Source organism: Candidatus Izimaplasma bacterium HR1 (assembly GCA_000755705.1).
In the GTDB taxonomy this organism is placed as follows: domain Bacteria; phylum Bacillota_I; class Bacilli_A; order Izemoplasmatales; family Izemoplasmataceae; genus Xianfuyuplasma.
The window spans coordinates 119,542-143,669 of record CP009415.1; the positions used below are offsets into that span (position 1 = coordinate 119,542).

Annotated in this window: 22 protein-coding genes; all 22 read right to left on the minus strand. The window is 32.7% G+C overall.

The features are described 5' to 3' along the window. Window positions 1-76 precede the first annotated feature (76 nt). Window positions 77-1,180, minus strand: a complete 1,104-nt coding sequence (gene ychF, locus KQ51_RS00635; protein WP_038467688.1) for a redox-regulated ATPase YchF — start codon at window positions 1,178-1,180, stop codon at window positions 77-79. A gap of 69 nt (window positions 1,181-1,249) precedes the next feature. Then, the gene (locus KQ51_RS00640; RefSeq protein ID WP_038467691.1) at window positions 1,250-2,089 is read right to left on the minus strand and encodes a nitroreductase family protein; all 840 of its coding nucleotides are present in this window, start codon (window positions 2,087-2,089) and stop codon (window positions 1,250-1,252) included. Between the two features lie 66 nt (window positions 2,090-2,155). After that, window positions 2,156-3,367 (minus strand): S1C family serine protease, encoded by a 1,212-nt coding sequence (locus tag KQ51_RS00645; protein ID WP_052608976.1) that lies wholly within the window; start codon window positions 3,365-3,367, stop codon window positions 2,156-2,158. Continuing rightward, window positions 3,368-4,138 (minus strand): TatD family hydrolase, encoded by a 771-nt coding sequence (locus KQ51_RS00650; protein WP_038467694.1) that lies wholly within the window; start codon window positions 4,136-4,138, stop codon window positions 3,368-3,370. A gap of 118 nt (window positions 4,139-4,256) precedes the next feature. Continuing rightward, a complete protein-coding gene (tuf, locus tag KQ51_RS00655; protein WP_038467697.1) occupies window positions 4,257-5,447 on the minus strand; it encodes an elongation factor Tu in 1,191 nt (396 codons plus the stop codon). A 96-nt stretch (window positions 5,448-5,543) separates the two neighbouring features. After that, complete coding sequence (gene fusA / locus KQ51_RS00660; RefSeq protein ID WP_038467700.1) at window positions 5,544-7,613, minus strand: elongation factor G; 2,070 nt, start codon at window positions 7,611-7,613, stop codon at window positions 5,544-5,546. Window positions 7,614-7,628: 15 nt separating this feature from the next. Next, on the minus strand, window positions 7,629-8,099 hold the full coding sequence (gene rpsG / locus KQ51_RS00665) for a 30S ribosomal protein S7 (protein WP_038467703.1): 471 nt from the start codon (window positions 8,097-8,099) through the stop codon (window positions 7,629-7,631). A 32-nt stretch (window positions 8,100-8,131) separates the two neighbouring features. Next, entirely contained in the window at window positions 8,132-8,539 is a 408-nt protein-coding gene (gene rpsL / locus KQ51_RS00670; RefSeq protein WP_038467706.1) for a 30S ribosomal protein S12, read from the minus strand. 248 nt (window positions 8,540-8,787) lie between these two features. Then, window positions 8,788-10,095: an ATP-binding protein gene (locus KQ51_RS00675; RefSeq protein ID WP_038467709.1), complete on the minus strand. Its 1,308-nt coding sequence runs from the start codon at window positions 10,093-10,095 to the stop codon at window positions 8,788-8,790. Between the two features lie 142 nt (window positions 10,096-10,237). After that, window positions 10,238-10,639 (minus strand): VOC family protein, encoded by a 402-nt coding sequence (locus KQ51_RS00680; RefSeq protein ID WP_038467712.1) that lies wholly within the window; start codon window positions 10,637-10,639, stop codon window positions 10,238-10,240. Between the two features lie 56 nt (window positions 10,640-10,695). Then, on the minus strand, window positions 10,696-12,114 hold the full coding sequence (locus KQ51_RS00685; protein WP_038467715.1) for a hypothetical protein: 1,419 nt from the start codon (window positions 12,112-12,114) through the stop codon (window positions 10,696-10,698). A 48-nt stretch (window positions 12,115-12,162) separates the two neighbouring features. Beyond that, complete coding sequence (locus tag KQ51_RS00690; RefSeq protein WP_038467718.1) at window positions 12,163-12,498, minus strand: hypothetical protein; 336 nt, start codon at window positions 12,496-12,498, stop codon at window positions 12,163-12,165. Between the two features lie 97 nt (window positions 12,499-12,595). Then, complete coding sequence (locus KQ51_RS00695) at window positions 12,596-13,156, minus strand: hypothetical protein (RefSeq protein ID WP_038467721.1); 561 nt, start codon at window positions 13,154-13,156, stop codon at window positions 12,596-12,598. A 122-nt stretch (window positions 13,157-13,278) separates the two neighbouring features. After that, window positions 13,279-14,325, minus strand: coding sequence for a hypothetical protein (locus tag KQ51_RS00700; RefSeq protein WP_038467724.1), 1,047 nt, complete (start codon window positions 14,323-14,325; stop codon window positions 13,279-13,281). Next, complete coding sequence (locus KQ51_RS00705; protein WP_038467727.1) at window positions 14,322-14,558, minus strand: hypothetical protein; 237 nt, start codon at window positions 14,556-14,558, stop codon at window positions 14,322-14,324. The genes KQ51_RS00700 and KQ51_RS00705 overlap by 4 nt, the downstream gene beginning before the upstream one ends. 2 nt (window positions 14,559-14,560) lie before the next feature. Further along, entirely contained in the window at window positions 14,561-14,869 is a 309-nt protein-coding gene (locus KQ51_RS00710; RefSeq protein ID WP_038467730.1) for a hypothetical protein, read from the minus strand. 154 nt (window positions 14,870-15,023) lie between these two features. After that, complete coding sequence (locus KQ51_RS00715; RefSeq protein ID WP_038467733.1) at window positions 15,024-15,683, minus strand: hypothetical protein; 660 nt, start codon at window positions 15,681-15,683, stop codon at window positions 15,024-15,026. A gap of 90 nt (window positions 15,684-15,773) precedes the next feature. Continuing rightward, the gene (locus KQ51_RS00720) at window positions 15,774-18,401 is read right to left on the minus strand and encodes a VWA domain-containing protein (protein WP_038467736.1); all 2,628 of its coding nucleotides are present in this window, start codon (window positions 18,399-18,401) and stop codon (window positions 15,774-15,776) included. Further along, window positions 18,388-20,223 carry a vWA domain-containing protein gene (locus tag KQ51_RS00725; RefSeq protein ID WP_038467740.1) on the minus strand — a complete coding sequence of 612 codons (1,836 nt, stop codon included), beginning with the start codon at window positions 20,221-20,223 and terminating at the stop codon, window positions 18,388-18,390. Before KQ51_RS00725 ends, KQ51_RS00720 begins: the two co-directional genes overlap by 14 nt. After that, on the minus strand, window positions 20,220-21,119 hold the full coding sequence (locus tag KQ51_RS00730) for a DUF58 domain-containing protein (RefSeq protein WP_081909865.1): 900 nt from the start codon (window positions 21,117-21,119) through the stop codon (window positions 20,220-20,222). Before KQ51_RS00730 ends, KQ51_RS00725 begins: the two co-directional genes overlap by 4 nt. A gap of 3 nt (window positions 21,120-21,122) precedes the next feature. Then, the gene (locus KQ51_RS00735; protein ID WP_071162080.1) at window positions 21,123-22,241 is read right to left on the minus strand and encodes an AAA family ATPase; all 1,119 of its coding nucleotides are present in this window, start codon (window positions 22,239-22,241) and stop codon (window positions 21,123-21,125) included. Between the two features lie 128 nt (window positions 22,242-22,369). Continuing rightward, on the minus strand, window positions 22,370-23,749 hold the full coding sequence (locus KQ51_RS00740; protein WP_038467746.1) for a hypothetical protein: 1,380 nt from the start codon (window positions 23,747-23,749) through the stop codon (window positions 22,370-22,372). Window positions 23,750-24,128: the final 379 nt, after the last annotated feature.

Here is a 24,128-nt window from a genome sequence, read left to right on the forward strand (position 1 = left end):
TTATCACCTCTTAACTCAATTATACCATGTAAGGTTAAATAAAAAAGGTTATGAATTCATAACCTTTTTACTTTATTTATAAGTTAAATAAGAAATGCATTACATCGCCATCTTGAACAATATAGTCTTTACCTTCAAGACGCATTTTACCATTTTCTTTACAACCTTGTTCTCCCTTATATTTAATATAATCAGGAAATTTAATAGTTTCTGCTCTAATAAATCCTTTTTCAAAATCAGTATGAATGATTCCTGCACATTTAGGAGCTTTATAACCTCGTTTAAATGTCCATGCTCTTACTTCTTGTGGTCCCGCTGTAAAATATGTTTCAAGACCTAATAGGAAGTAACTTCTTTTGATTAGTTTATCTAAACCTGGTTCAGTAACACCAAGTTCTTCTAAGAACATCATTTTCTCATCATCATCTAATTCACTTAACTCAGATTCAATTTTGGCACTTATAACTACAACTTCACTACCTTCATTAGCAGCAAACTCTTTGATTGTTTTTACATATTCATTATCGTCATAATCAGCTATTTCCTCTTCAGTAATATTAGCAACATATAACATTGGTTTATGCGTTAAGAAATTGAAGTTTTTAATTAAAAACAATTCGTTTTCATTTAACTTCATTGATCTAATTGGTTTATCATTTAGTAATGTTTCTTGAATTTCCTTTAATACCCCATATTCATAAACACATTCTTTATCCACTTTTAACTGTGCTTTCTTCTCGATTTTAGGAAGTCTTTTTTCAATTACTTCTAAATCAGCAAAGATTAACTCTAAGTTAATCGTTTCAATGTCACGAACTGGATCTACTTTTCCATCAACATGAGTTACATTATCATCATCAAAAGCACGAACAACTTGAACAATTGCGTCTACTTCACGGATGTGACTTAAGAATTTATTCCCTAACCCTTCACCCTTTGAAGCTCCCTTAACAATACCAGCAATATCAGTAAATTCAAAGATTGTAGGAATTGTCTTCTTTGGGTTAACAATTTCTACTAATTTATTTATTCTTTCATCAGGTACTTCTACAACTCCAACATTTGGATCTATTGTCGCAAACGGGTAGTTTGCAGCTAATGCACCTGCTTGTGTTATTGCGTTAAATAATGTTGATTTACCAACATTTGGAAGTCCTACTATTCCTGCAGTAAGTCCCATAATATCAACTCCTTTTAAGCCTTATATATTTTACTTTAATTACTAAATTATTACAAGAAAAAAGAGCAATTATTCAGTAATCGCTCTTTTGTAAGTCATAATATATTCTAAACCATCAAAGAAGACACCTTTAGTTTCTTCTTCTCTATCAAATTTAAAGTCGTAATTTTCTAAACCTATTTCTAAATGAGCAAGTGCAATCCCTGCATCTAAAGCTTGGATGTCATATCCTAAAGCAATACCGTAACCTTCAGTTCTTTCTAGATAAGCATATATAACATCATGTTTTTCAGCTACAAAGAAACGCCATGGTTGCTTATTAGAAGCACTAGGTCCTCTTTGAATTAAATGCATAATGTCGATAAAGCGAGAATCAGTTGTTTCCTCCAACTCTTTTTCCTCATCGAAATACTGGAACAAAGTCCCAAACGGTAATCTTTTATGCGATTGTGCTGCACTTCTAATTCTTTTATCTAAGAAACTTCTTTGGTCTGCTCTGTGTCCAACAGGACAAATAGCAGGTATAACTTCGTTAGGTGCAAGTTTTTTTCGGTAAGTACTTCTTCTAAAACTTCCCCCTAGCCAACAAGTGTCATAACCAAGTGTTGTTAACTCGAGAATTACTTTTTCAAATAAATATCCAAAATCAATAATTGAGTTCCTGGTATCGAGTGATACTCCACCAATATAAGCTGGTACATTTTTAATCATACCGTAAAAGCCTATCTTTTGTTTTTTACCTTCATTGTTTGAATTTAGATTAAAAGTAAATTCAAATGAGTTTCCAAAAGGACCTTTGATTCCTTTATATTTGTCAATTACTGCTTTAATCTCATCGATTTGTTTTTTACTAAGAACTTCTTTTCCAAAGGTTCTAGTGCTTACTCTTTCTAATATTGCTTTGCGCATATAAATCACCTCGTTAGTACCATTATACATATATTCAACCATAAAAAAAAGAGGATAACCTCTTTTTTATGGTCTTTCGATTAGTATCGTCGCATCGCTTGTATATTCTACACCGTCGCGAACATATTTTAATGTGATAGATTCACCAACACTTGAGTTAAGAATTGCTTCTCGTAAATCATTAAAATTATTGATTTCCATGAATTCAGTCATACCTTCATTTAGATATCCAACAATAACATCATCAATTTCTATACCTGCTAAATCGGCAGGGAATCCAGCAACAACATCACTGATACAAACTCCAAAATCCATCCCACAATCATTGATTTGTGCAAAGGTAGTAATACCTAAATATGGCGCAGATATTAACCCATCATCTTCTAAATCTTCGGCAATTCTTTTTACCGTGTTTGAGGGAATAGCAAAGCCAATTCCATCAACGTCATCACGGACAATTTTCATGAAGTTTATTCCAACCAAATCACCATTTATATCTAGTAAAGCACCACCACTATTACCAGGACTAATCTCAGCATCATGTTGGATTACAGTAGCGTCAAATCCATCGACAACATCTTCATTATAGTATCTAGATAATCCACTAATTACACCCATTGTTACAGTACCATAATAATCAAATCCAAGAGGATTACCTAAAGCAAATACAAAATCTCCTAGTTCAATTTGATATGAGTCTGCAAACTCAATTACTGTAAAATCTTCACTCGATGTGAATTTTATAACACCTAAATCAGTTTGAGTATCTGTCCCTAAAACAGTTATATATTCAAATGGTATTTGAAATAGTAATCCATTTTTCTCATATACAACTACTATTTCATCAACATTACCAATAACGTGTTCGTTAGTTACCACATAGTAATCATATAAGAAATCAGTTTCTGACAATGTTCTTTTATAGATAACTCCACTACCAGTTCCATAGGCAATTCCATCATCTGTATCAGTTGCAACAGATAATCCAATAACCCCACTACCAGCAATTTCTATCATATCAGTTACAGCATCTTCAAAAGATGCTAGATTAAATGTTGTAATTATTTCATTTTCAGGCATTACTTCAAGAATTAATTCTCTTAATTCTTGATCAGTTAGATCACCTAATAATTCTGATTGTTGATCCTCAATAGCTTGATCAATCAAAGCATTTATCTCTTCGGTTGTTAAATATTCTCCATCTGTGTCCTCAGGAAGATAACAACCAGTTAAGGCTATTCCTAAAGCTAATGTAATAAATAGTAAGTACTTTCTCATTTAGTTCAGCTCCTTTAAGTCAAATAATCTAATTGCATTTTTAGTAGTTATTTCAGCAATTTCTTTATATGTCATTTCTTTTAATCTTGCGATTTCTTCAGCAATAAGTTTTACTTTTGCTGGTTCGTTTGTTTTTCCTCTAAAAGGATGAGGAGAAAGGTATGGTGAATCTGTTTCTACAAGCAGATAATCAAGGGGAACTTGTTTAGCTACTTCTTTAGGTTTATGCCCATTTTTAAATGTTACAGGTCCACCTAAACTTATATGTAATCCTAATTTAATAAATAGCTCTGACATTTCAGCACTACCACTATAGCAATGCATAATCCCTTTAAGCTTTTTATAATCACTTAAAACATTATAAGTTGCTTCACTAGCATCTCTCATATGAATAATAAGTGGTAAGTTGTATTCAAATGATAAATCAATTTGTCTTTTGAATACATTGATTTGTTCTTCTATATGATCTTTATCCCAATAAAAGTCTAATCCGCATTCACCAATTCCTACTACTTTCTTATGTGATAGTAATGGTATCAATGCTTCAAAATCACTTTCTTTTATATCTTTAGCTTCTGTCGGGTGAAACCCTACAGTCGCATAGATAAAGGGATATTTTTCAGCAAGTTCAATTGCTTTCTTGTTAGTTTTATGATCAAAACCAACAACAATCATAATCTTTACATCGTTATTTAATGCTCTGTTTATTACTTCTTCTACGTTGTCTTTAAATCTATCTGTATTTAAATGACAGTGGGTATCTATTAACATATTTATCACCTAACTAACATTATAACAAATGAAGTCCTATTTTTAATGGAAAATATGTGAATATAAATAAAAAAGAGACTTTAAAAGTCTCTTTTAGTTATTTTTGTTTTATGCGGTATTATTCTATGATTTTAGAAACGTTACCAGCACCAACAGTACGTCCACCTTCACGGATAGAGAATTTAGTACCTTGCTCTAACGCGATTGGATGAATTAAGTCTACGATCATAGTTACATCGTCACCAGGCATTACCATTTCAACACCTGCAGGTAATTCAATTATACCTGTAACATCTGTAGTTCTGAAGTAGAATTGAGGACGATAGTTACTGAAGAATGGAGTATGACGTCCACCCTCTTCTTTACTTAATACATAAACTTGACCTTCAAATTTAGTATGTGGAGTAACTGATTTAGGTTTTGCTAATACTTGTCCACGTTGAATTTCTTCACGTTTAGTACCACGTAATAATGCACCAATATTATCTCCAGCTTCTGCTTGATCTAATAATTTACGGAACATTTCTACACCTGTACATACAGTAGTAATTGTATCTTTGATCCCTACGATTTCAACTGGTTCTCCAACTTTGATAGTACCACGGTCTACTCTACCAGTAGCTACAGTACCACGACCTGTAATTGAGAATACATCTTCAATAGGCATTAAGAATGGTTTGTCAGTTTCACGAACTGGATCTTCAAAATACTCATCTACAGCTTTCATTAATTCCATAATTTTATCTTCATGAGCTTCATCACCTTGTAATGCTAATAATGCAGAACCCATAATTACTGGAATATCATCACCTGGATAATTGTACTCGTCTAATAATTCACGAATTTCCATTTCTACTAATTCTAATAACTCATCATCATCAACTTGATCAGTTTTATTCATGAATACGATTAATTTAGGGATACCAACTTGGCGTCCTAATAAAATGTGTTCACGTGTTTGAGGCATAGCACCATCAGCAGCAGAAACTACTAAGATTCCACCATCCATTTGTGCAGCACCTGTAATCATATTTTTAACGTAATCGGCATGTCCTGGGCAGTCAACGTGTGCATAGTGACGTCCTTCAGTTTCATACTCGATGTGAGCTGTGTTAATTGTAATTCCTCTTTCTCTTTCCTCTGGTGCGTTATCGATAGAAGCATAGTCAGCAGCTTGTGTTTCCCCTACTCCTCTTTTTGATAATACAGTTGCGATTGCAGCTGTTAATGTAGTTTTACCATGGTCTACATGTCCGATCGTACCTACGTTCATATGAGGTTTCGTACGGACGAATTTTGCTTTAGCCATTAAGTTTTCCTCCTAATTTTTTCAATTATTTTTGTTTATAAATTTCCGTTAATATTTTATCGCATTATGCATAATAATGCAAGAAAATTCAATGTATTAGCCGTTACGTTTCTTAATTACTTCGTCGGCAATACTTCTTGGACATGCTTCATAGTGAGAAGGTTGCATAACATAGTTCCCGCGTCCTTGAGTGTTTGAACGTAAACTAGTTGCATATCCGAACATTTCTGCTAAAGGTACTTTAGCTGTCACTTGTTGTGCGTTACCACGTTGTGATTGACCTTCGATACGACCACGTCTTGAAGTGATATCTCCGATAACATTACCTAAGTATTCGTCAGGGATAATAACATCAACAGTCATGATTGGTTCTAACAAGATTGCATTACAAGCATCTTTTGCTTTTTTAAGTGCCATACCAGCTGCCACTTTAAATGCCATTTCATTTGAATCTACATCATGATATGATCCATCGTATAATGTTGCTTTTAAATCAATTAATGGGTAACCAGCTAAGATACCACTTGCTAGTTGTTCGTTAAGTCCTTTTCCTACTACAGGAATATATTCACGAGGTACAACCCCACCAACAATTTTGTCTACGAATTCAAAACCTTTTTCTGGGTTCGGTTCAAATCTAATCCAAACATGTCCATATTGTCCACGTCCACCAGATTGTCTAACGAATTTCCCTTCAATTTCAGCAGATGTAGTAATTGTTTCTCTGTAAGATACTTGAGGTGCACCTACATTTGCTTCAACTTTAAATTCTCTTTTCATACGATCAACAATGATATCTAAGTGTAATTCACCCATACCACTAATGATTGTTTGTCCTGTTTCTTGATCAGTATAAGTTCTAAATGTTGGATCCTCTTCAGCTAATTTGCTTAAAGCAATCCCCATTTTATCTTGGTCTGCTCTTGAATTTGGTTCAATAGCAACACTGATTACTGGTTCAGGGAAAACCATTTTTTCTAAGATGATGTACGATTTATCTGCACATAATGTATCACCTGTAGTAGTGTTTTTCAACCCTACTGCAGCAGCGATGTCTCCTGAAAATACCATATCGACTTCTTCACGAGAGTTTGCATGCATTTGTAAAATACGTCCAACTCTTTCTTTTTTATCTTTTGTAGCGTTTCTTATATATGACCCTTTAGCTAATTTACCTGAGTAAACTCTAAAGAATGTAAGTTTCCCTACGAAAGGATCTGTCATTACTTTGAATGCTAGTGCTGAGAATTGTCCTTCATCAGAAGCTTCTAAGACTACGTCATCACCTTTTTTGTTTGTACCAACAACTGCTGCTACATCAAGAGGTGAAGGCAAGTAAGCAATTACTGCATCAAGTAATAATTTAACACCTTTGTTTTTAAATGCTGATCCACATAATACTGGGAAGAATTCTACTGCTAAAGTCGCATTACGAACTGCTGCTTTTAATGTTTTACCATCAATTTCTTCACCTTCTAAGTACATCATCATTAATTCTTCATCAAAATCAGCTACTGTTTCGATTAATTCCATTCTTTTTGCTTCAACTTTTTCTTGTAAGTATTCTGGAATTTCCATTTCAGTTGGCATTTCATCGGCTCCGCCGTCGAAGTGCCATGCTTTCATTTCAACTAAATCAATTATACCATCAAAGTCATTTTCAGCTCCGATTGGCCATTGAATTGCAGCTGCATTAGCACCTAAACGGTCTTCTAATGTTTTAACACTGAATTCAAAATCTGCACCAATTTTATCCATTTTATTAGCAAATACGATTCTTGGTACTTTATAATCGTTTGCCTGTCTCCAAACTGTTTCAGTTTGAGGTTCAACTCCTGCTTGTGCATCTAATAATGCAACACTACCGTCAAGTACACGAAGTGATCTTGATACCTCCACCGTGAAGTCTACGTGACCCGGGGTATCAATAATATTTACTCGGTGTTCTTTCCAGTGAGCAGTTGTCGCTGCTGATGTAATTGTAATTCCACGTTCTTGTTCTTGTGCCATCCAGTCCATTTGAGAAGCTCCATCATGAGTTTCACCAATTTTATGAATCTTACCAGTATGGTACAAAATACGTTCAGTGCAAGTAGTTTTACCAGCATCGATATGAGCCATGATCCCTATGTTACGAGTCATTTTTAAACTATATTCACGTGCCATTTCAAAATTTCCTTTCTACCAACGATAATGAGCGAATGCTTTGTTAGCTTCAGCCATTCTATGAGTATCGTCTTTTTTCTTAACAGACGCACCATTTCCTGCTGCAGCATCAACGATTTCTTTCGCTAATCTGTCTTCCATCGTTTTTTCATTTCTTAGTCTTGCATATAATGTTAACCATCTTAAACCTAATGTATATTTTCTTTCGTCTCTAACTTCCACAGGTACTTGATAGTTTTGTCCACCGATTCTTCTTGATTTAACTTCAAATGTAGGCATAATGTTATTTAAAGCTTCTTCGAAGACTTCAATGGCTGGTTGATTTGACATTGCTTCAACTTTTACAAATGCACCATATAATATTTTTTGTGCTGTTCCTTTTTTACCGTCTAGCATGATGTTATTGATTAATTTAGTAACTAACTTTGAGCTATAAATTGGATCTGGTAAAACATCTCTTTTTGCTATGTGACCTTTACGAGGCATAACTTGTTCCTCCTTTCAACTTTAAATTATAATTATGCTTTTTTCGTTCCGTATTTAGAACGACCTTGTTTTCTACCTTCAACTCCAGTAGTGTCAAGTGTACCACGTACAATGTGGTATCTAACACCAGCTAAGTCTTTTACACGTCCACCGCGAATTAATACAACGCTATGTTCTTGTAATTTATGTCCTTCACCAGGAATATAAGCTGTTACTTCCAATCCATTTGATAATCTAACACGAGCAAATTTTCTTAAAGCCGAGTTAGGTTTACGAGGTGTCATAGTTGCAACACGTGTACAAACTCCACGTTTTTGTGGGCTAGCATTGTTAGTATTTACATTCTTAATTGAATTGTAACCAACGCTTAAACTAGGTGATTTAGATTTTTTAACTTTACTTGTTCTTCCTTTTCTAACTAACTGATTAATAGTAGGCATAGAAATCGGTTCCTCCTCTCACTGAGTGATCCACGCATCCAGGTGGTTCGCTTTTTTCATAAAAATTAGGGCTAATCGTAATCAACCCATATGTTTTCCTATTCAATAGCATATACATTATATATCACAGTTGCAGGTGTGTCAACTATTATCTCCCAAATTTAATTGGGTAAAAGCATACAAAAAGAATATTACCCTAAACTAAGGGAATATTCAATTGTTTTTTATTAGAAATTTTGTGAAAATGTTTACTTTTCTAGGTTCATTGCCATATATACAGGGACGATATTCTTACTAGTTCCTTCTAAACTACTTAAACTAGATAATCTTAATCCAGTATAAATTCCGTATTTATCCTCTAATGATTTCAATGCTTTACTCTTAGCGTTATCTGCTTCTTTAACTAGTAAAGGAATAATTTCTCTGTTCATTGTTAGGATAAAATCTATATCTAAAGTACTGTTTTTCTCAAAGTAATATAAATCATAGTTATTACGGTGTAAAATAGTCGCTACTGCATTTTCGAGTGCTGCGCTATTCTTTACACGCAAATTACCTTTCAGTATTTCTAACTGGGTATTTTCCCCGTACATTGATACTAATAGCCCAGGATCATGAATGTATAACTTAAAAGTTTGTTCTTTCTTGTTCTCGTTAATTGGTCTTACAGGCTTAGATACATTATATGATTTTATGGCAATTCCTGAATCTACTAACCAATCAACACTCTTCTTATACATCGTCGCTCTACCGTTTTCTGAGACTAAACGGTACTGAAACTTCTTGTTGTCTTTAGTTAGCTGGATAGGGATTGATTCAAAGCAATCAACTACTTTTGCATACATTGTATGTCTAGTATGTACTTCCATCTCCATATAGTAAGTATCAATAATCTTTCTTTGAAGGTCAAATGCAAGTTTAAAATTATGTTGTTTTCTATATTCACTTACAACCTGAGGCATACCCCCAATTGCTAAGTACTCACTAAATAAATCAATTAATAACCCATGGATAGAAGAATCTTTCAATTCGTTATTATGGTAGAGATCAAAGAAGTACTGGACTTGTTCTAAATCATAACCGTTTGCCCATAAGAATTCTTCAAAGTCTAAACTATCTAAATGATATCTATCAAAGAAACCAATTGGAAACTTAGAGGAGCTTTTTAGAACAACATCCAAGCTACTTCCAGAAGATATAATCGTGTATAAACCATCCTCAGTAAAAGCTCGGTAGTATGGTAGTATCTCAGGACATAATTGAATATTATCAAAATAGATAATCGACTCACCTTCAATAAGTCTCTTCTCTGGAGCATTCAATTTAATCTCTTGATAGATTCTCGAGATGTCTAATCCTCTTTTAAAGATTCTACTAATTCGGTAATTATCTCTAAAATCAATATAAAAAACATGATTTTCCTCATAGTGGTTAGCAATAAATTCATTGATAATGTGAGTTTTACCTACTTGTCTTGGCCCATCAATTATCAGACATTTCTTATGTTCTTTTTCATTCCAATTCACTAAATATTCACTAATTTTTCGTTTAAGCATAAAATCACCCACTTATATTTTACACTTTTTCAAAGATTAAAACAATGAAAGTTGCATTTATTCACATTTATTCCCTTACATTATTTCATTTAATCATACGATAAATAGTATTGTAATAAAATAAATCGCTTTAATAAGCGATTTATTTATGTCCATAATAGAGTTGCCAAGTAACACCAAACTTATCTTTGACCGTTCCAAACAGGGCACCCCAGTGTACTTCTTGGAGTTCTACAATAAGTTCTCCTTCATTCACAAGTTTTCCAAAAGCAATTCTTAACTCATCTTCAGTTTCCATATCCAAAACTAATTGAACTCGGTCACCAATAGCCATTGGGAATTCTTCTAAAGCATCGTTCATAAAAAATTTACTCTCTCCAATACCTATTGTTGAGTGTCCTACTTTTCCTTCGTGTTCTTCCATACCAGGTATATCTTCTAACATTGTCATATCACCAAGTACTTCAGCATTAAATACTTCCTTGTAAAACTCGATTGCTTCCAAACAGTTATCAACTGTTATAAATGTAATTATTTCGCCCATATATTACCTCCTATATTTATTATATGTAAAAAGAAAAGGCAATTCAATTGAATTGCCTAATCAAAGTTATAATAGTCTCCATAATAGAATATGAAGAATGGGTTCTTAGAATATATATATCCATCGTCTATCTCACCGTTAAACATTTTATGATTGTGCGAGTATATCCATGATATCCCTGGATTTGAGCCATACCCTAAGATGCTAACATTCTCTTCAATCTCGCCTTTTTGATATATAGCATATTTGAATCCAAATTCAGTTTCACTAAACTTTACCGCTATATTAGGTTCTGATTGAGAATATATAATTTGATTTTGAGGATTAGGATCATAGATATATCGATATCTCATAGTTGGTATATATGAATTACCAAAAGTGTTTCTTATATGATTTTCGATATAGATTTCTTCAGTCTTCATATATCTAAATTCTCCCATGTCATACCTTGTACCGACATAATCAAATCTTAAGCTTCCATCAGCATTTGTCCCAACATAGTTGCTTTCGCTATGAGTAATAGTATCATCACTAATTTCTGTTTTAGTTCTTGCATCGTCATCCTGATGATGTGTTGTATATAATATTAAACCATTATCTTCCTCATAGACTTTTGTTGTGGAGGTAATCATTGAAGCTCCATTGTTAATACTCGAGTATGTCTTTACTTCTTCATAGCCATCCTCGAATGTTCTATAGGCATATTCTTTTACAGGATAATAGTTCTCCTCAGGAATTGTCATATGATACATTTCAATATCATCATCCATTTCATTGCCAGAATCAACATTCCCTCTGATCGAGTCTATCACCATCGAATTCTCATAATAGAGATATTCATAATTGATATGGGTTGTTCCTCTTGTATTGAATATTATATCTTCATTATCAAGGGAATATGAAACCCTAGAGTATAAAATATCAACACTTCTAATCCTACTACTGAAGTAATTAATATTAATCTCTGTTTTTAAATCAAACGTCATATTTATATCTGTATAAGACCTAGCTGTTATATTTGAATGGTATGTCTCAAAATATCCTGTTCTTGTTTCACTAAAAGTCACTATCAAATTCTTATTATCTTGATCAATAATCTCTACTTCAGGACAACCATTCCCAAATTGCGAATTGTATATCAAGTTACCATAGTCATCATAGTATCTACAGTATGTTTCTTCATATGTATCATGCTCTTTAATATAGCTAACTTCTAATACACTTAAGGCAATTAAAAAAACACCAATACTAACTGTACGTAATATACCTAGAGTAACTATTTGTCTATCATTACTTGTCTTCTTTAAGAGTCTTGTATAGACAAGATTAAGTAATAGATAAGCAAGTAAAGCTAATGCTAGATATAATGAACCATATTTTAGATAGAATATTAATCTACTAAAACTAGTCCAAATAAAACTAATGAAAAATACGATGAATAGTAATCCATCTGTAATCCATAATTTTTTATTCATTATTTTTCCTTTCAAGTTTAGTTTTTAGAATAAAAATAAACTTGATTTTCAACAACGAATAATACAGTTCAATCGATAAGTGTTTTGTTTATTTAATATATTTTGTTTGTAGCTTAAAACAACATTAACAACAATAGCCTTTATGTTAAATCTAATTGGTACATGGATTCTCCATTTTAATACAAACAATAACTGTAGTAAGAATAAAGTCCCCGAATATAGTACCATCGTCATTATTGTACCTATCACGTAGATTAGCAACTCACTATTAAAAGAGTTAATAACGATACTTTGCTTAGGGAGTAAGAAGACTTGAATTATGAAAAAAGAAAAAACTAAAAATAAACTAATTTTATTTGTAGTTCTAGTTACTTTACTTTTCATATAATCATCTCCTTCCACTATCATTATTATATCATATAAAATATAGTAATATATAAGTAAAAGACAATTCAATTGAATTGTCTTTTACATTGTTAGTTTATTCAGTGTATTTACTAATACCTTCAATTATCTCAAATACCTTATTTAAAGCATCATCAATATCATAGAAAACAAACTGTCTTGGTAACCCACTGGGCATTGTTTTAAGTAGGATAAACCCTTCTTGAACATTATGATTTCTTATACCGTCAATCTTCGTAGAGGCAATTTGTCCTACTGCTAGATAAAGTTCTTCATCTACTTGTACTTCAAACATCTTCTCGGCTCCACCTGGTGTTAAAGGATGGAAGATAATTCTATCTTCTAACATTTCAAGAATTCCCATTTCTCCTTTTAATCTAACATCTATGTGAGGTCCATTAATAATAAGCTTAGATCTTTTTCTTTCAACACCTTTGTGCGTAAGTTCTCTTAATATATAAATCAGACCAAAAACAAAACCACTTGACAATAATCCAAATAGGATAGCTCCAAAGAATCCCGTTGATACTGTTAATAAGAAAAGGACAACACCAACAGGCAATCCAAAGAATAAACCATTACTTATTGATACACGTTTTCTAGTTGATTTAAATAACTCTAAATCTACTAATCTCATTGTAGCACCTCCTCAATTTTACTATATCATATACTATTTCGTATAAGAAGAATTTTCACCCTCAAAAAAAAGCAACTCTATCTTAAACAGAGTTGCTTTATAATATTTAGATATTACTTAATTTAATTCTCTTCCCATTTACTTTGATTTGATATTGTTATATTACCTGAAGTATATAGTACTTCATTATTTACAATAGCTCTAATCTTAATTACAGCTACTTCTCTTTTATAAATAGAACCATACGTTTTTACATCAATTGTATAGTATAGTGTATCGTTAATGAATCCATAAGAATAATCATTAAATAGAACGTCATATGTTTCAAAGACTCCATCTTTAAGGATATCTATAGTGTCTTCTTCATTGTCAGCAAAGATAAACGTCTCTGATTCTATATCACAATAAACTCTTTGTTTATAGTCGTTGTACATTGTAAAAAACTCAGTAGGTACCTCGTCCTTATTAATAAAGGCAACATTACTATCAGCAATTTGTGATGTATAGAATATTTGATTATCATCATAACCATATGAAACATACATTTCTGGTGATTGATAAGTCTCAATCTCTTCTGTTTCAATGTTGATTCTAACTCCTTCAAACGCTTCAGAATAATTTCCTCTTTCATTAGCAAGATAAATATACTCAGAATCAAAATCACCTACACCATATCCTAAATCAATCTCCAGTCCATCATATTCATAAGTTACCTCACTAGTAATTGTTGAATACAACACTAATAATTCATCACCTGATTTTTGAAGTCCTGCACTATAGAACATTAATACCCCGTCATGATAACCCATGATTCTTCCAAACTCTGGATAAACTGGAAGGGTGTATTCTTTTGTCTCACCAGTATCGATATGATATTCAATTAAGTCAGGATTAGCGTATCTCCCGTTCCAAGACAATGAGAATACAATCCCATCAGCAAAGTATGTGATAAAGCTATCCTTAAATTCTTTTACAAAAACAAACTCATCATCTTCAAATCGGTAAAGGTGTTTCGAACCTTCTTCCCATTGATCAGACAGAACAAAGTATGTTTCTGCATTATATAATCCTAAATAATTAATATAAGTATATCTTCGATTTTCTACTCCACACGAGCTAAGTAAGATAACAACAAGAAAAGTCATAACTAGTAACGTTATACGTCTCACAATATCACCTCAACAACAGTGACATAGATAAGAAGTATTAGGCAAAACTCAAACATATTGACAAAAGCTTTACTAATCTCCTTTTTATCAATTATAAACTTCATATGAACAAAATAGGCAACTATTAGTACCGTTGTTGTTATAGTACTAAAATATCCTGGGACAAACTGTAGTAGTAACATCATTACTATTAGCACGATTGTAGGGATACTCATTTTTATGTATTTAATCATATCTATACACCCCCCATTCCAGCAATGAACTCATTCAATACAAATCTAATAAACAGGATTAAATAAATAACAATAAATACAACTAATACAAAAATACGAAACTTTTTGTATTTTTGTATTGAGATTGAATACATCTCAAAACTTTCCAATATTTCTTCTTTCTTTAACAACAACCCATTAATAATAAATATAAGTAATAATATCAATGTATAGATATTATATAAATAGATGTTCCCATAATACAGTAAGAACATAAATGGTATTAACACTAATGGAAAAGCATAAAAGTAAATCTTAGTTAGTAATTTCATAGTATCCTCCTTAACCCTCATGCTTAATATTATATCATAGAAAGGTACTTTGTAATTCATAAAAAAAAGAAGCCAGTAAATGACTTCTTAACAGTTATAAAATACTGTCCCTAATAGGAGTTGAACCTACGACCTCTCCTTAATATTAAATAGATTAATCATAATAAACTTTGAATGACTCGTCATCATCACCAATACTAAAGTTTACAACTACTACAATTTTCATTCCATTTATGACAAAACTTTCCTCCTCTTGGCAGACATCTTCCTTGCACTGAATTTCAACAAAGTAGTCTGATGTATCCTCTGTAATTATTTCATTATCAAATGAGTAAAACTTAAGTTGTACCATTATACTTTCAATATTAACTAATTTGTACTCCTGTTTCAGGTAATCAACAAGTAAATTAATATCTACTTCAGATATTAAATCTGCTGCATCACCCAATGTTATTTCTTCAACTAGTTCATCGACCTCATTCAAAGACTTATTTTGTTGACAATGAAGCTTTAAATCTACACTTCTACAGTCAAAGGTTTCGAACTGATAGCTTCCTTGTTTGCTTGATGATTGTACATTGTACCAGATACCACCAAGTTGAAATACTTCTGAACGTTTAGACATATAAACCCCAATACTATCATATGGCACTCTTACATTTGAGTTATGTCCATTCTCTTCTATCATTTCGTTGAACGTATGAATTAACTCGCTAGTATTACTTATTTTGTTACTATCTAAGTTATAATCAGATACTCTACCACATCCAGATATAAAAAACACTAATATTAATATAATTATTAATCTTTTCACAGTACCAATCCTTCTTCCCTTCAAAATGAAGCTGATTTATTTTTGTAGTACCTTGATTTCAGATGTGTAATACTTTTCTTTATTTGTATATTACTTTGCTTTTGAAGACAAATGACGAATGATTTCATGAGGCCACTTGAATTTAAATTTACGAGCAAATATATCAAGGATGAAACAGGAGATTATAAGAGTTAAGAAGACGAACTTTGGATTATATGAGTTTACAATCTCTAGGGCTTCTTCTGTGAAAATCCCCTCTGCTTTAAATAACATTTTCCCGTTTCCTAGTACAGATATTTCTTCAACCAATTGGAATCCTGCATTATAATCAGAAAATACATTATATTCTTTTGAATAAGAGAAAGATGTAAACTCATAGGCTACAATTTTACTATCATTTTTTATTGCAATAGTATAGATACCTGAAGCTGTAGTTTCAAAATCACCAGCAAAAACGCCACCTGATATATTGCTCAGTTCAATCTCAATGGTTGTTCCATCAGGATTTATTACCTCTGCAGTAAGTTGGTTATTATCTTCCATTAGGCTCGTAATTCTTACAGTAGAGGAATAGTTGTTATCAAAGAACTCTACTTGTACTTCTTCATTATCAATTAATTTGTCAGGTAACAAACCACTAACGATATTTATTATCAAGGTCTTTCCTTCAACATCGTAAAAGTAGCTTGCAGACCATTCACCATTTAAATCACTGGTGAAACTTCCTACCTTACCACTACCATAATCCCATTCTGCATAGATAGGTAGTTTTATATTGGACGACAGTACCATTGTCGCCTCTTCTTTCAATAATGTTCCGCAATATCCAACAAGCGCTGGTAATTCATCAATTCCGGTAACAACTGAAGTGTAATTCATAATACTTGGTGTGAATATCCCTTCATATATGTGCTGTATTCCAATCGTTTTACTTTCTTCTACCATGATTAATGGCAATCTAGTTGCATCTGGGATAAAGTAGTATTGTCCATCACCTATATCAGCTAGTTCTTCAACGATTTCAGACTGATTGAAATTACTTCGATATATCGCGATTCCAGATAATGTAATATCGAAATCACTCAACCCTTTAACAGCATCAAGATACCCTTCTCTTTCATCTGTTGGTTCACCATCGGTAATAAAGATGATATGTTTGACATATACATCGCTCATTGTTTTTAGCGCTGAAGCTGCTAATTCTATTCCATCTTTATACTCAGTTCCTCCACCAGCTTCCAGATCATCAATATCTTTTATGATTTCTTCTCTACGTGATGCTGGAGTTAATGGTATCGCAACATTCGCAACAATATTAAAAGATACAAGTCCAAAATAATCTCTGTCTGACAGGGCGTTAACACTTGCAGCTGCACCATCTTTAGCTATTTCGAAACGGGATTTATTTGCATCAGAAATGATGTCTTTCATACTTCCTGATGAATCAATAACAAACATTACTGCTATCGGTCTTGCAGATGTAGAAGAAATTATTGGTAACATCTCTTCAAGAGCAGAATCTGCCATGTCTTCTTCATCATAAGCTTGATTACCACCAATGGTTAGTAATCCGCCACCCAACTGGTTTACATACACATCAAGCATTTGGACAAAAGTGGGTGGTAGTTGGCTGTTTTGTACATTCATAAGGATGACTTCATCATATGACTGTAATGCGGTTATTGAAACGGGCAAGTTGGTAACTCCTACGACTGTAACATCATTATCACTATTTAGTAAATTAGATAAGAATCCTGCCTCTTCACCAGTACCATCTACAATCAATATATTTGATGAGGACTCAATATTTACATATGAGTAATAACTATTATTTTCAATGACTGTATCAAACTCACTTTCAATTTCAAAGTGCAGTTCATGCAATCCACCTGTATTAAATGCATAATCTATTGCAAATGTTTCTTCATATCCATTCATTACAATCGGTTCCTGATAAATTAAAGTTAAATTGTCATAAACAGATAATATTCCAGAACCTGTTACTGTACTTTGAGCATCAACGTACAGTTCAATTGTTTCTCCAACCATCACTCGTTCAGGAATCATCACAGAATTTACTTGGACCTCATTGTAGTTGCTAGTAGGTGTAAAGTAAATCGTATCAATTCGTACTCCTGATTTTGCAATTTCTCGTACTGTAATAAGCGCGGATTCATCTGTTTCAATTCCGTCTGTTAATAAAATAATTCTTCCTTTATTAGGATTTGAGATGTATGATGTTGCGTATGTTAAGGCTGCTGCAATATCTGTACCACTCGCATCAGGTCTACTGTTTTCGTTAATATATTGATTATATAATGTATTCACATTATTATCAGATTTAACATTATAGATGTTTCCATTTGCAAATGTGATAATACCAATATCGTATTCTCCTTTGCTTTCATCTATAATCAATTTTACTTGTTCATTTATTCGTTCCATTGAGGAACTAGTACTGTCAGAACTATCAACAAGAATAATAATATCATCTCGTTTTGTGATTGATCTTGTTTCAATATTCGTCCCTACTAATAAAAACACTGCAATTACTAAGGCAGAGACACGTAAAACAAGAGACGTGATTCTACTTCTTACTCTTCGATGTTGTCGTTTTAATCTAAAGTATGGAAATAACGTTAATACGATCAATGGAAGTAAGAAGAGAAAGAACCATGGATGATCAAATTGAATTTTTATTGAGTTAATTATGCTCATTATAATGCAACCCCCATTCAATAATCATTAGAAGCATTAAAACACCAGTTAGATAAGCAATAATATCAATTGTATCGCGATTCACATTTTGAGCTTCAGTGGGAGTATTCGGGTCAGATAACACACCATAATCATAGTCAAAATCTGATTGTGATCTGTCGACACGAATGAAGTAGTCCTTTGTTGCTTCTTCTCCGGATGCTAATGTTTGTGTAATACTATACTCACCTGGTTTTTGTGCGATCAAACGGAGTGGAAAATCATCATACTGAATGTCTCCATCTTTTGAACTGATTGTTGTATATAAAGCAGCTGTTTTTTTATAAACTTCTATAGTATCTCCAGGATAAAAGAGATTTTGATTAATCATGTTTTGCACTGAATACTGAGACAAATTATACATAAGCAGTATAAACTCAGGTATAATTGGCAGATTTGAGTTGTGAAGATCAAATGCAAATAATACAAGTTTTTGCCCATCAATATCTTTCACTAGAACAACGGGATCTTGATCATTCATTAAGATTGCATCATAAGAGTCATAGTTCGTAAGATAGGTATAGGATGAAACTGTAATATTTGATGGAGAAATGCTTTTTAAAATTTCTTGCTCTTCTTTACTCATGTGATTCGGAGCTGACAATGTAAAACCACCAGATAGAGTATCACCTAACAAAAGCTCAGTATCTTCTGGCATAACAATTGGATTGATTATCCAGACAGTACCATCTACAGGCATATGTTCTGGTTGTATTCCATCAAATATATATAAATCATACCCTTCATACAAAATTGGGAAGTCAGAATCGTCACCTAATCCAATCGGAACATTAATATTAAAGTTACCCAATGTTAACAGTGCAGATTGAATAAAACGTGGACTTTCACTTACTAATTGGACAGTAAATATTTCGTTTTCCCATCCAAAGATTGGAAAACGATTATCATATGAAAAATTATCGTCGTAATCTACGATAACCTCAGCTCTAGAATACTCTAAAATGTTAAGTTCCTTAAAATCAACAATTATTGTTTCATTGTCTGAAGCTTCTACTACTTTGACATCTCGGTACTCCCCATCAATATAAAGAGAAACTTTACAGTCAATGTCTCGGTTATAACTTGCGATTTCTGCTTGGAAATCATAGTAACCATCGCTTAATTTTGATGAAAAATCAAGAATTGATACATTCCACTCATCATTAGACATATCACGGACTTGAATCACTCCAGTTTCAGAATATTTATTTCCTGTGAAAAGAATGATTTCTGCATTTGGATTTTCAGCTAGAACTCCTTCTGTTAGCTTTAATGCAACATCTATATCCGCATTTTCATATGTACCTGATAACTCAGATAATAGTTCTTTAATGTACTGTGCTGAATCTAATCGTCTGGCAATAAAAGAGGCCTCTTTACCTGCTAAAATAACGGTAAATCGATCGTCAGGAGTTGTCGTATCAGCTAACACACCAATTTCTTTGATAGCTCTTTCGAATCTTGTTATTCCATCACTGTCAGCAAGCATGTTTGCTGAAGCATCTAATATTATTATTTTTTCACCACTATGAGAATCAAGTTCTATTAAAGGAGTCGTTAATGAAAAAATAAGGATTCCTAAAATTAGAAATTGGAGGATAACCAGTAGCGAACTTTTTAACCATTGAAATGGTATTTTTTGTTTTTTATATTTCAAACTAAGTTTCCATACAAATGTACTCGAAATAGATTTATCCTGATATTTTGGTTTCAGGATATATATTAAGATTAAAAGTATAATTCCAATTAACCCTAAAAGGCCTAAAGGAGTCGATAGTCTCATCGGACATCACCTGATTCCATTAATTGCCCAAATATTAACTTTTCAATCGAGGTACTTGAGTCAACACTAAAAAAACGAATTCCGCGAGAAGAGCAGAAATCTTTTATATCATCCCTATGATCACCAAGAGCTTGTTTATATGCTAGGTAATTTGCTTTAGTGATATGCAATTTCATGTTTCTTTCGTCAAGTATATCAATAGCTTCACAATCTTTTAGAATGGTTCTTCCATTGTATCTTGGATCAATTTCTTCAGGTGATAGAATTTGGAGTAGCAATACTTGTCTCTTATGATACAACAGATAATCCACAGCTTTTTTCCAGTTACTATCTGTTAAAAAATCAGAAATTATGACAGATAACCCATCATTTTTTCCAGGATTACGTAGATTTAATATTGCAGCTTCAATATCTGTGGACTCTTGAAAAGTTATTTCTTCTAATGTTGCAGTACTAAGATAGAACGCTTCTTTCCCAGTCACAACACCACATAAATCTTCACAATAGTCACCTTTCATTAGCATAAATGATGTTTTGTCCATTTTTCTAACTGATAAGTAACCAAGAGCAGCGAGTAGTCTGATTGCATATTCTGCTTTTTGCCTGTTGATTTTACCCATTGATGCAGAACCATCTAAAAAGAGTTGTGTATGCATTTGTCTTTCATCAACAAATAGCTTGATGAAGTATTTTTCAAAACGGCTATATAAGTTCCAATCGATTCGTCTTATATCATCCCCAAGTGCATATTCTCTAAAATCTGCGAATTCAACAGTATTCCCGTATGCTTTTGTACGATGATCTCCACCAAAGTATCCTTTCATCTGGGATTGCATGTGTAAGGAAATTGTCTCTAAACGACTAATAAACTCATCATTAATTATTTTTTCTTTCACGTGTTACTTTTTTCTGAAACGCTTTGATTTTTTCAAAGGTTCTTCCTGAGTTTTTTCTTCTGTATCGTTAGATATTTGTTGTTCTGTATTCTCCTCAGTCTTCTTGACTACTTTCATAGATTTATCCATTGATAAATCTATATCATGACCTAATTCTTTAATGATTTCTTTTATTATGTCGTCAGTAGTAACATGTTCTGTGATTGCTTCAAAATTTAATTTGATACGATGTCTTAGTACAGGACAAGCAAGTATATTTAAGTCCTGGTAAGACACATTATATCGACCATTAATTAGTGCACGTACTTTTGCTGCGGTGATTAGTGCTTGAGCAGCACGAGGACTTGCTCCGTAACGTACATATTTTTTTGAGACATTCGCAGGACATTCACTATTGGGATGAGTTGCCATTACTAATTTCATTGTGTATGTTAATACATCTCTAGCTACTGGAATTTCTTTTGCAGTTCTACGCATTGTCAATAGTTCTTTGTCGTTACACACTGCTTCTGAAACTTCGTCCATGGTTATCTGAGTCATTGAGACAATCTCATTCAGTTCTTTTAAATTTGGATAGGTGATGATTAATTTAAACATAAAGCGATCCATTTGTGCTTCTGGCAATGGATACGTTCCATCTTGTTCAATTGGGTTTTGCGTTGCGAGAACAAAAAATGGTTCATTTAGTTTCATAGTGTCACCCATAACTGTCACAGTATGCTCTTGCATTGCTTCTAGGAGTGCACTTTGTGTCTTTGGTGTTGCTCGATTAATTTCATCAGCTAAGATGATATTACTAAAGATGGGACCAGGTTGAAATTGGAATTTTGAATTCCCTTTCTCATCTTTCATGATAATATTTGTACCTGTTATGTCTGCCGGCATTAAATCAGGTGTAAACTGAATACGAGAAAAAGGAAGATCAAAAACTCTTCCTAATGAACGAACCAATCTTGTTTTACCAATACCTGGTACACCTTCTAATAAAATGTTTCCACCTGCAATCATCGCAATAACAGTATTTTCGACAACTTCTTCTTGCCCAATAAAATCACGTTTTAATTGCTCAAAAATCAACTCACTTTTCTTGCTAAATGTTTTTAGGCTTTTTTCTGTAACCATAATATAAACCCCTTCTGAGATGCATCTCTTGTTTATTTTTAAAACTATTCCCTTATTATTGTTGTACTGATATGTTTACTCTTGTAAGTGATACATATATAGTTTGTTGTATTGATACGATAATTGAATTACTTTAACATATTAAAATAGTTTTTAATCATTTGTCTGATTTCTTCAGATATATCTTCTCCGATTACCCATTCCATGGCTTCATCATAATAGGGGTCATAGATTACCTCATATGGTGTTTCACCATCAATTACTGTGTTCCCTATTGCTGTATATTCAGAGTCTTCACTACTCCCACCATCTTGTGGATCAGGTTTGAAAATGGGGAACTCTTCTCCTTCATTCATTTCATCATCAATATCCTCACTCAGTTCCGACAATTCCTCAATCATTTCTAGTAATGAATCAATTGCTGCTAGAAGTTTAGATAAACTTTGATCCATATTTTCTTTAAAGTGTTCAATCATCTCTGCTTCTTCACCAGGTTGGTATTCTTCAAGTCCTAATCTGTAGTCATCTGCTAATCCTTGTATGGCATCATGTATCCCTTGATTCGTCCCTGTTGATGAATCAGCCAAAGCTTGTTCTAAATCAAGTGCTGTTTGCATCATTTCATCATACAAAACTTGTCCTTGTAAATTGTCAATTCGATGATACATGATATCAAATGCTGCGATAATCTCATTATCGTCCCAGGTCAAGATAGCTGTTCCAAGTACTTCTGTGGTTTCATATTTTTGAAGTTCTTCCGCAATATTCCTTAGAGATTCTTCTTGTTCTGTGATGGAATCCTCAAGCATTTGTAATATTTCATTCCTTGTTTCTAAAATATCTGTATATTTTTCTAAATAGCTATCATACTGTGATACTCGTTTCTCTAAATCGATAACCATTCCATATAGTGTGGTTTTTAAGTTACGGTTTGCATTAGATTCATAAATAATGTTTATTATTTCATTTATCATTTCTAAAAGAATATGATCGTCACTAGCAGGAACTTCAATTGTGGGATCAACAAGTTGATTTGCTGCATTTACTTTCGTCAACATGAGTCCAATGGAACTACCTGTTAAAGTTATTGCGACAAGTAATATTAGTAAAGGTTTAATGAGAATATAACGATCAAATAGTTTAAGAGAAAACTTACCTAATGTTTCATTTGTGTTTTTTCGTTGAACTTCTGCAATGTAACAATCATCATTTTCTAATTCAAGCATTGTTACTACTCGTTCTTCAAACCCAAGAACATCTATTCTTTTTGCCACTGTTTTCATTGTTGGACGGTAAAGAAAAAAATACAATATCACAATAGTAATCACCGATACAACAGCAATAATTACGAGTCCCAGCAACAGTATATTTTGTGCAGTAAACGATCCAATTGTAAACACAATAAACCCTACAAAAAACGCAATTGAAGTTCCAATTATCGCAGAACGTACTGCCCCTTCAATCACTAATTGTGAGTAATACTTTTCTAATTGCTTCTTTCTTTTCAATATGTCCACCTTCTTTATTCGAAACGTTGTTATAACCTCTTCAAACTGAAAAGTTCAGAGGATAAATACTAACCCTATAAATACTCAAATAGTTTCTTTTTGCTCCTCAGACAAAAATAAAAAACCTCATAGATTCCCTATGAGGTTTTAGTTATGTAGTATTGTTTCATTATCAGTAGTATCCCAATCCCATATATGAAATATATGTTTATAGTAGCACGAGGTCTAAAGATATACAATATATTTTATAATTCATTACAAATAAGGGTTACGATAGAAATGAGGATTAATCCAATAAAAATGTCAATATCTGTATTTTCTTCTACTCATAAATATCACTCCTTTTCTTTAAGTATACAAAAAGATGTTAATAAACACA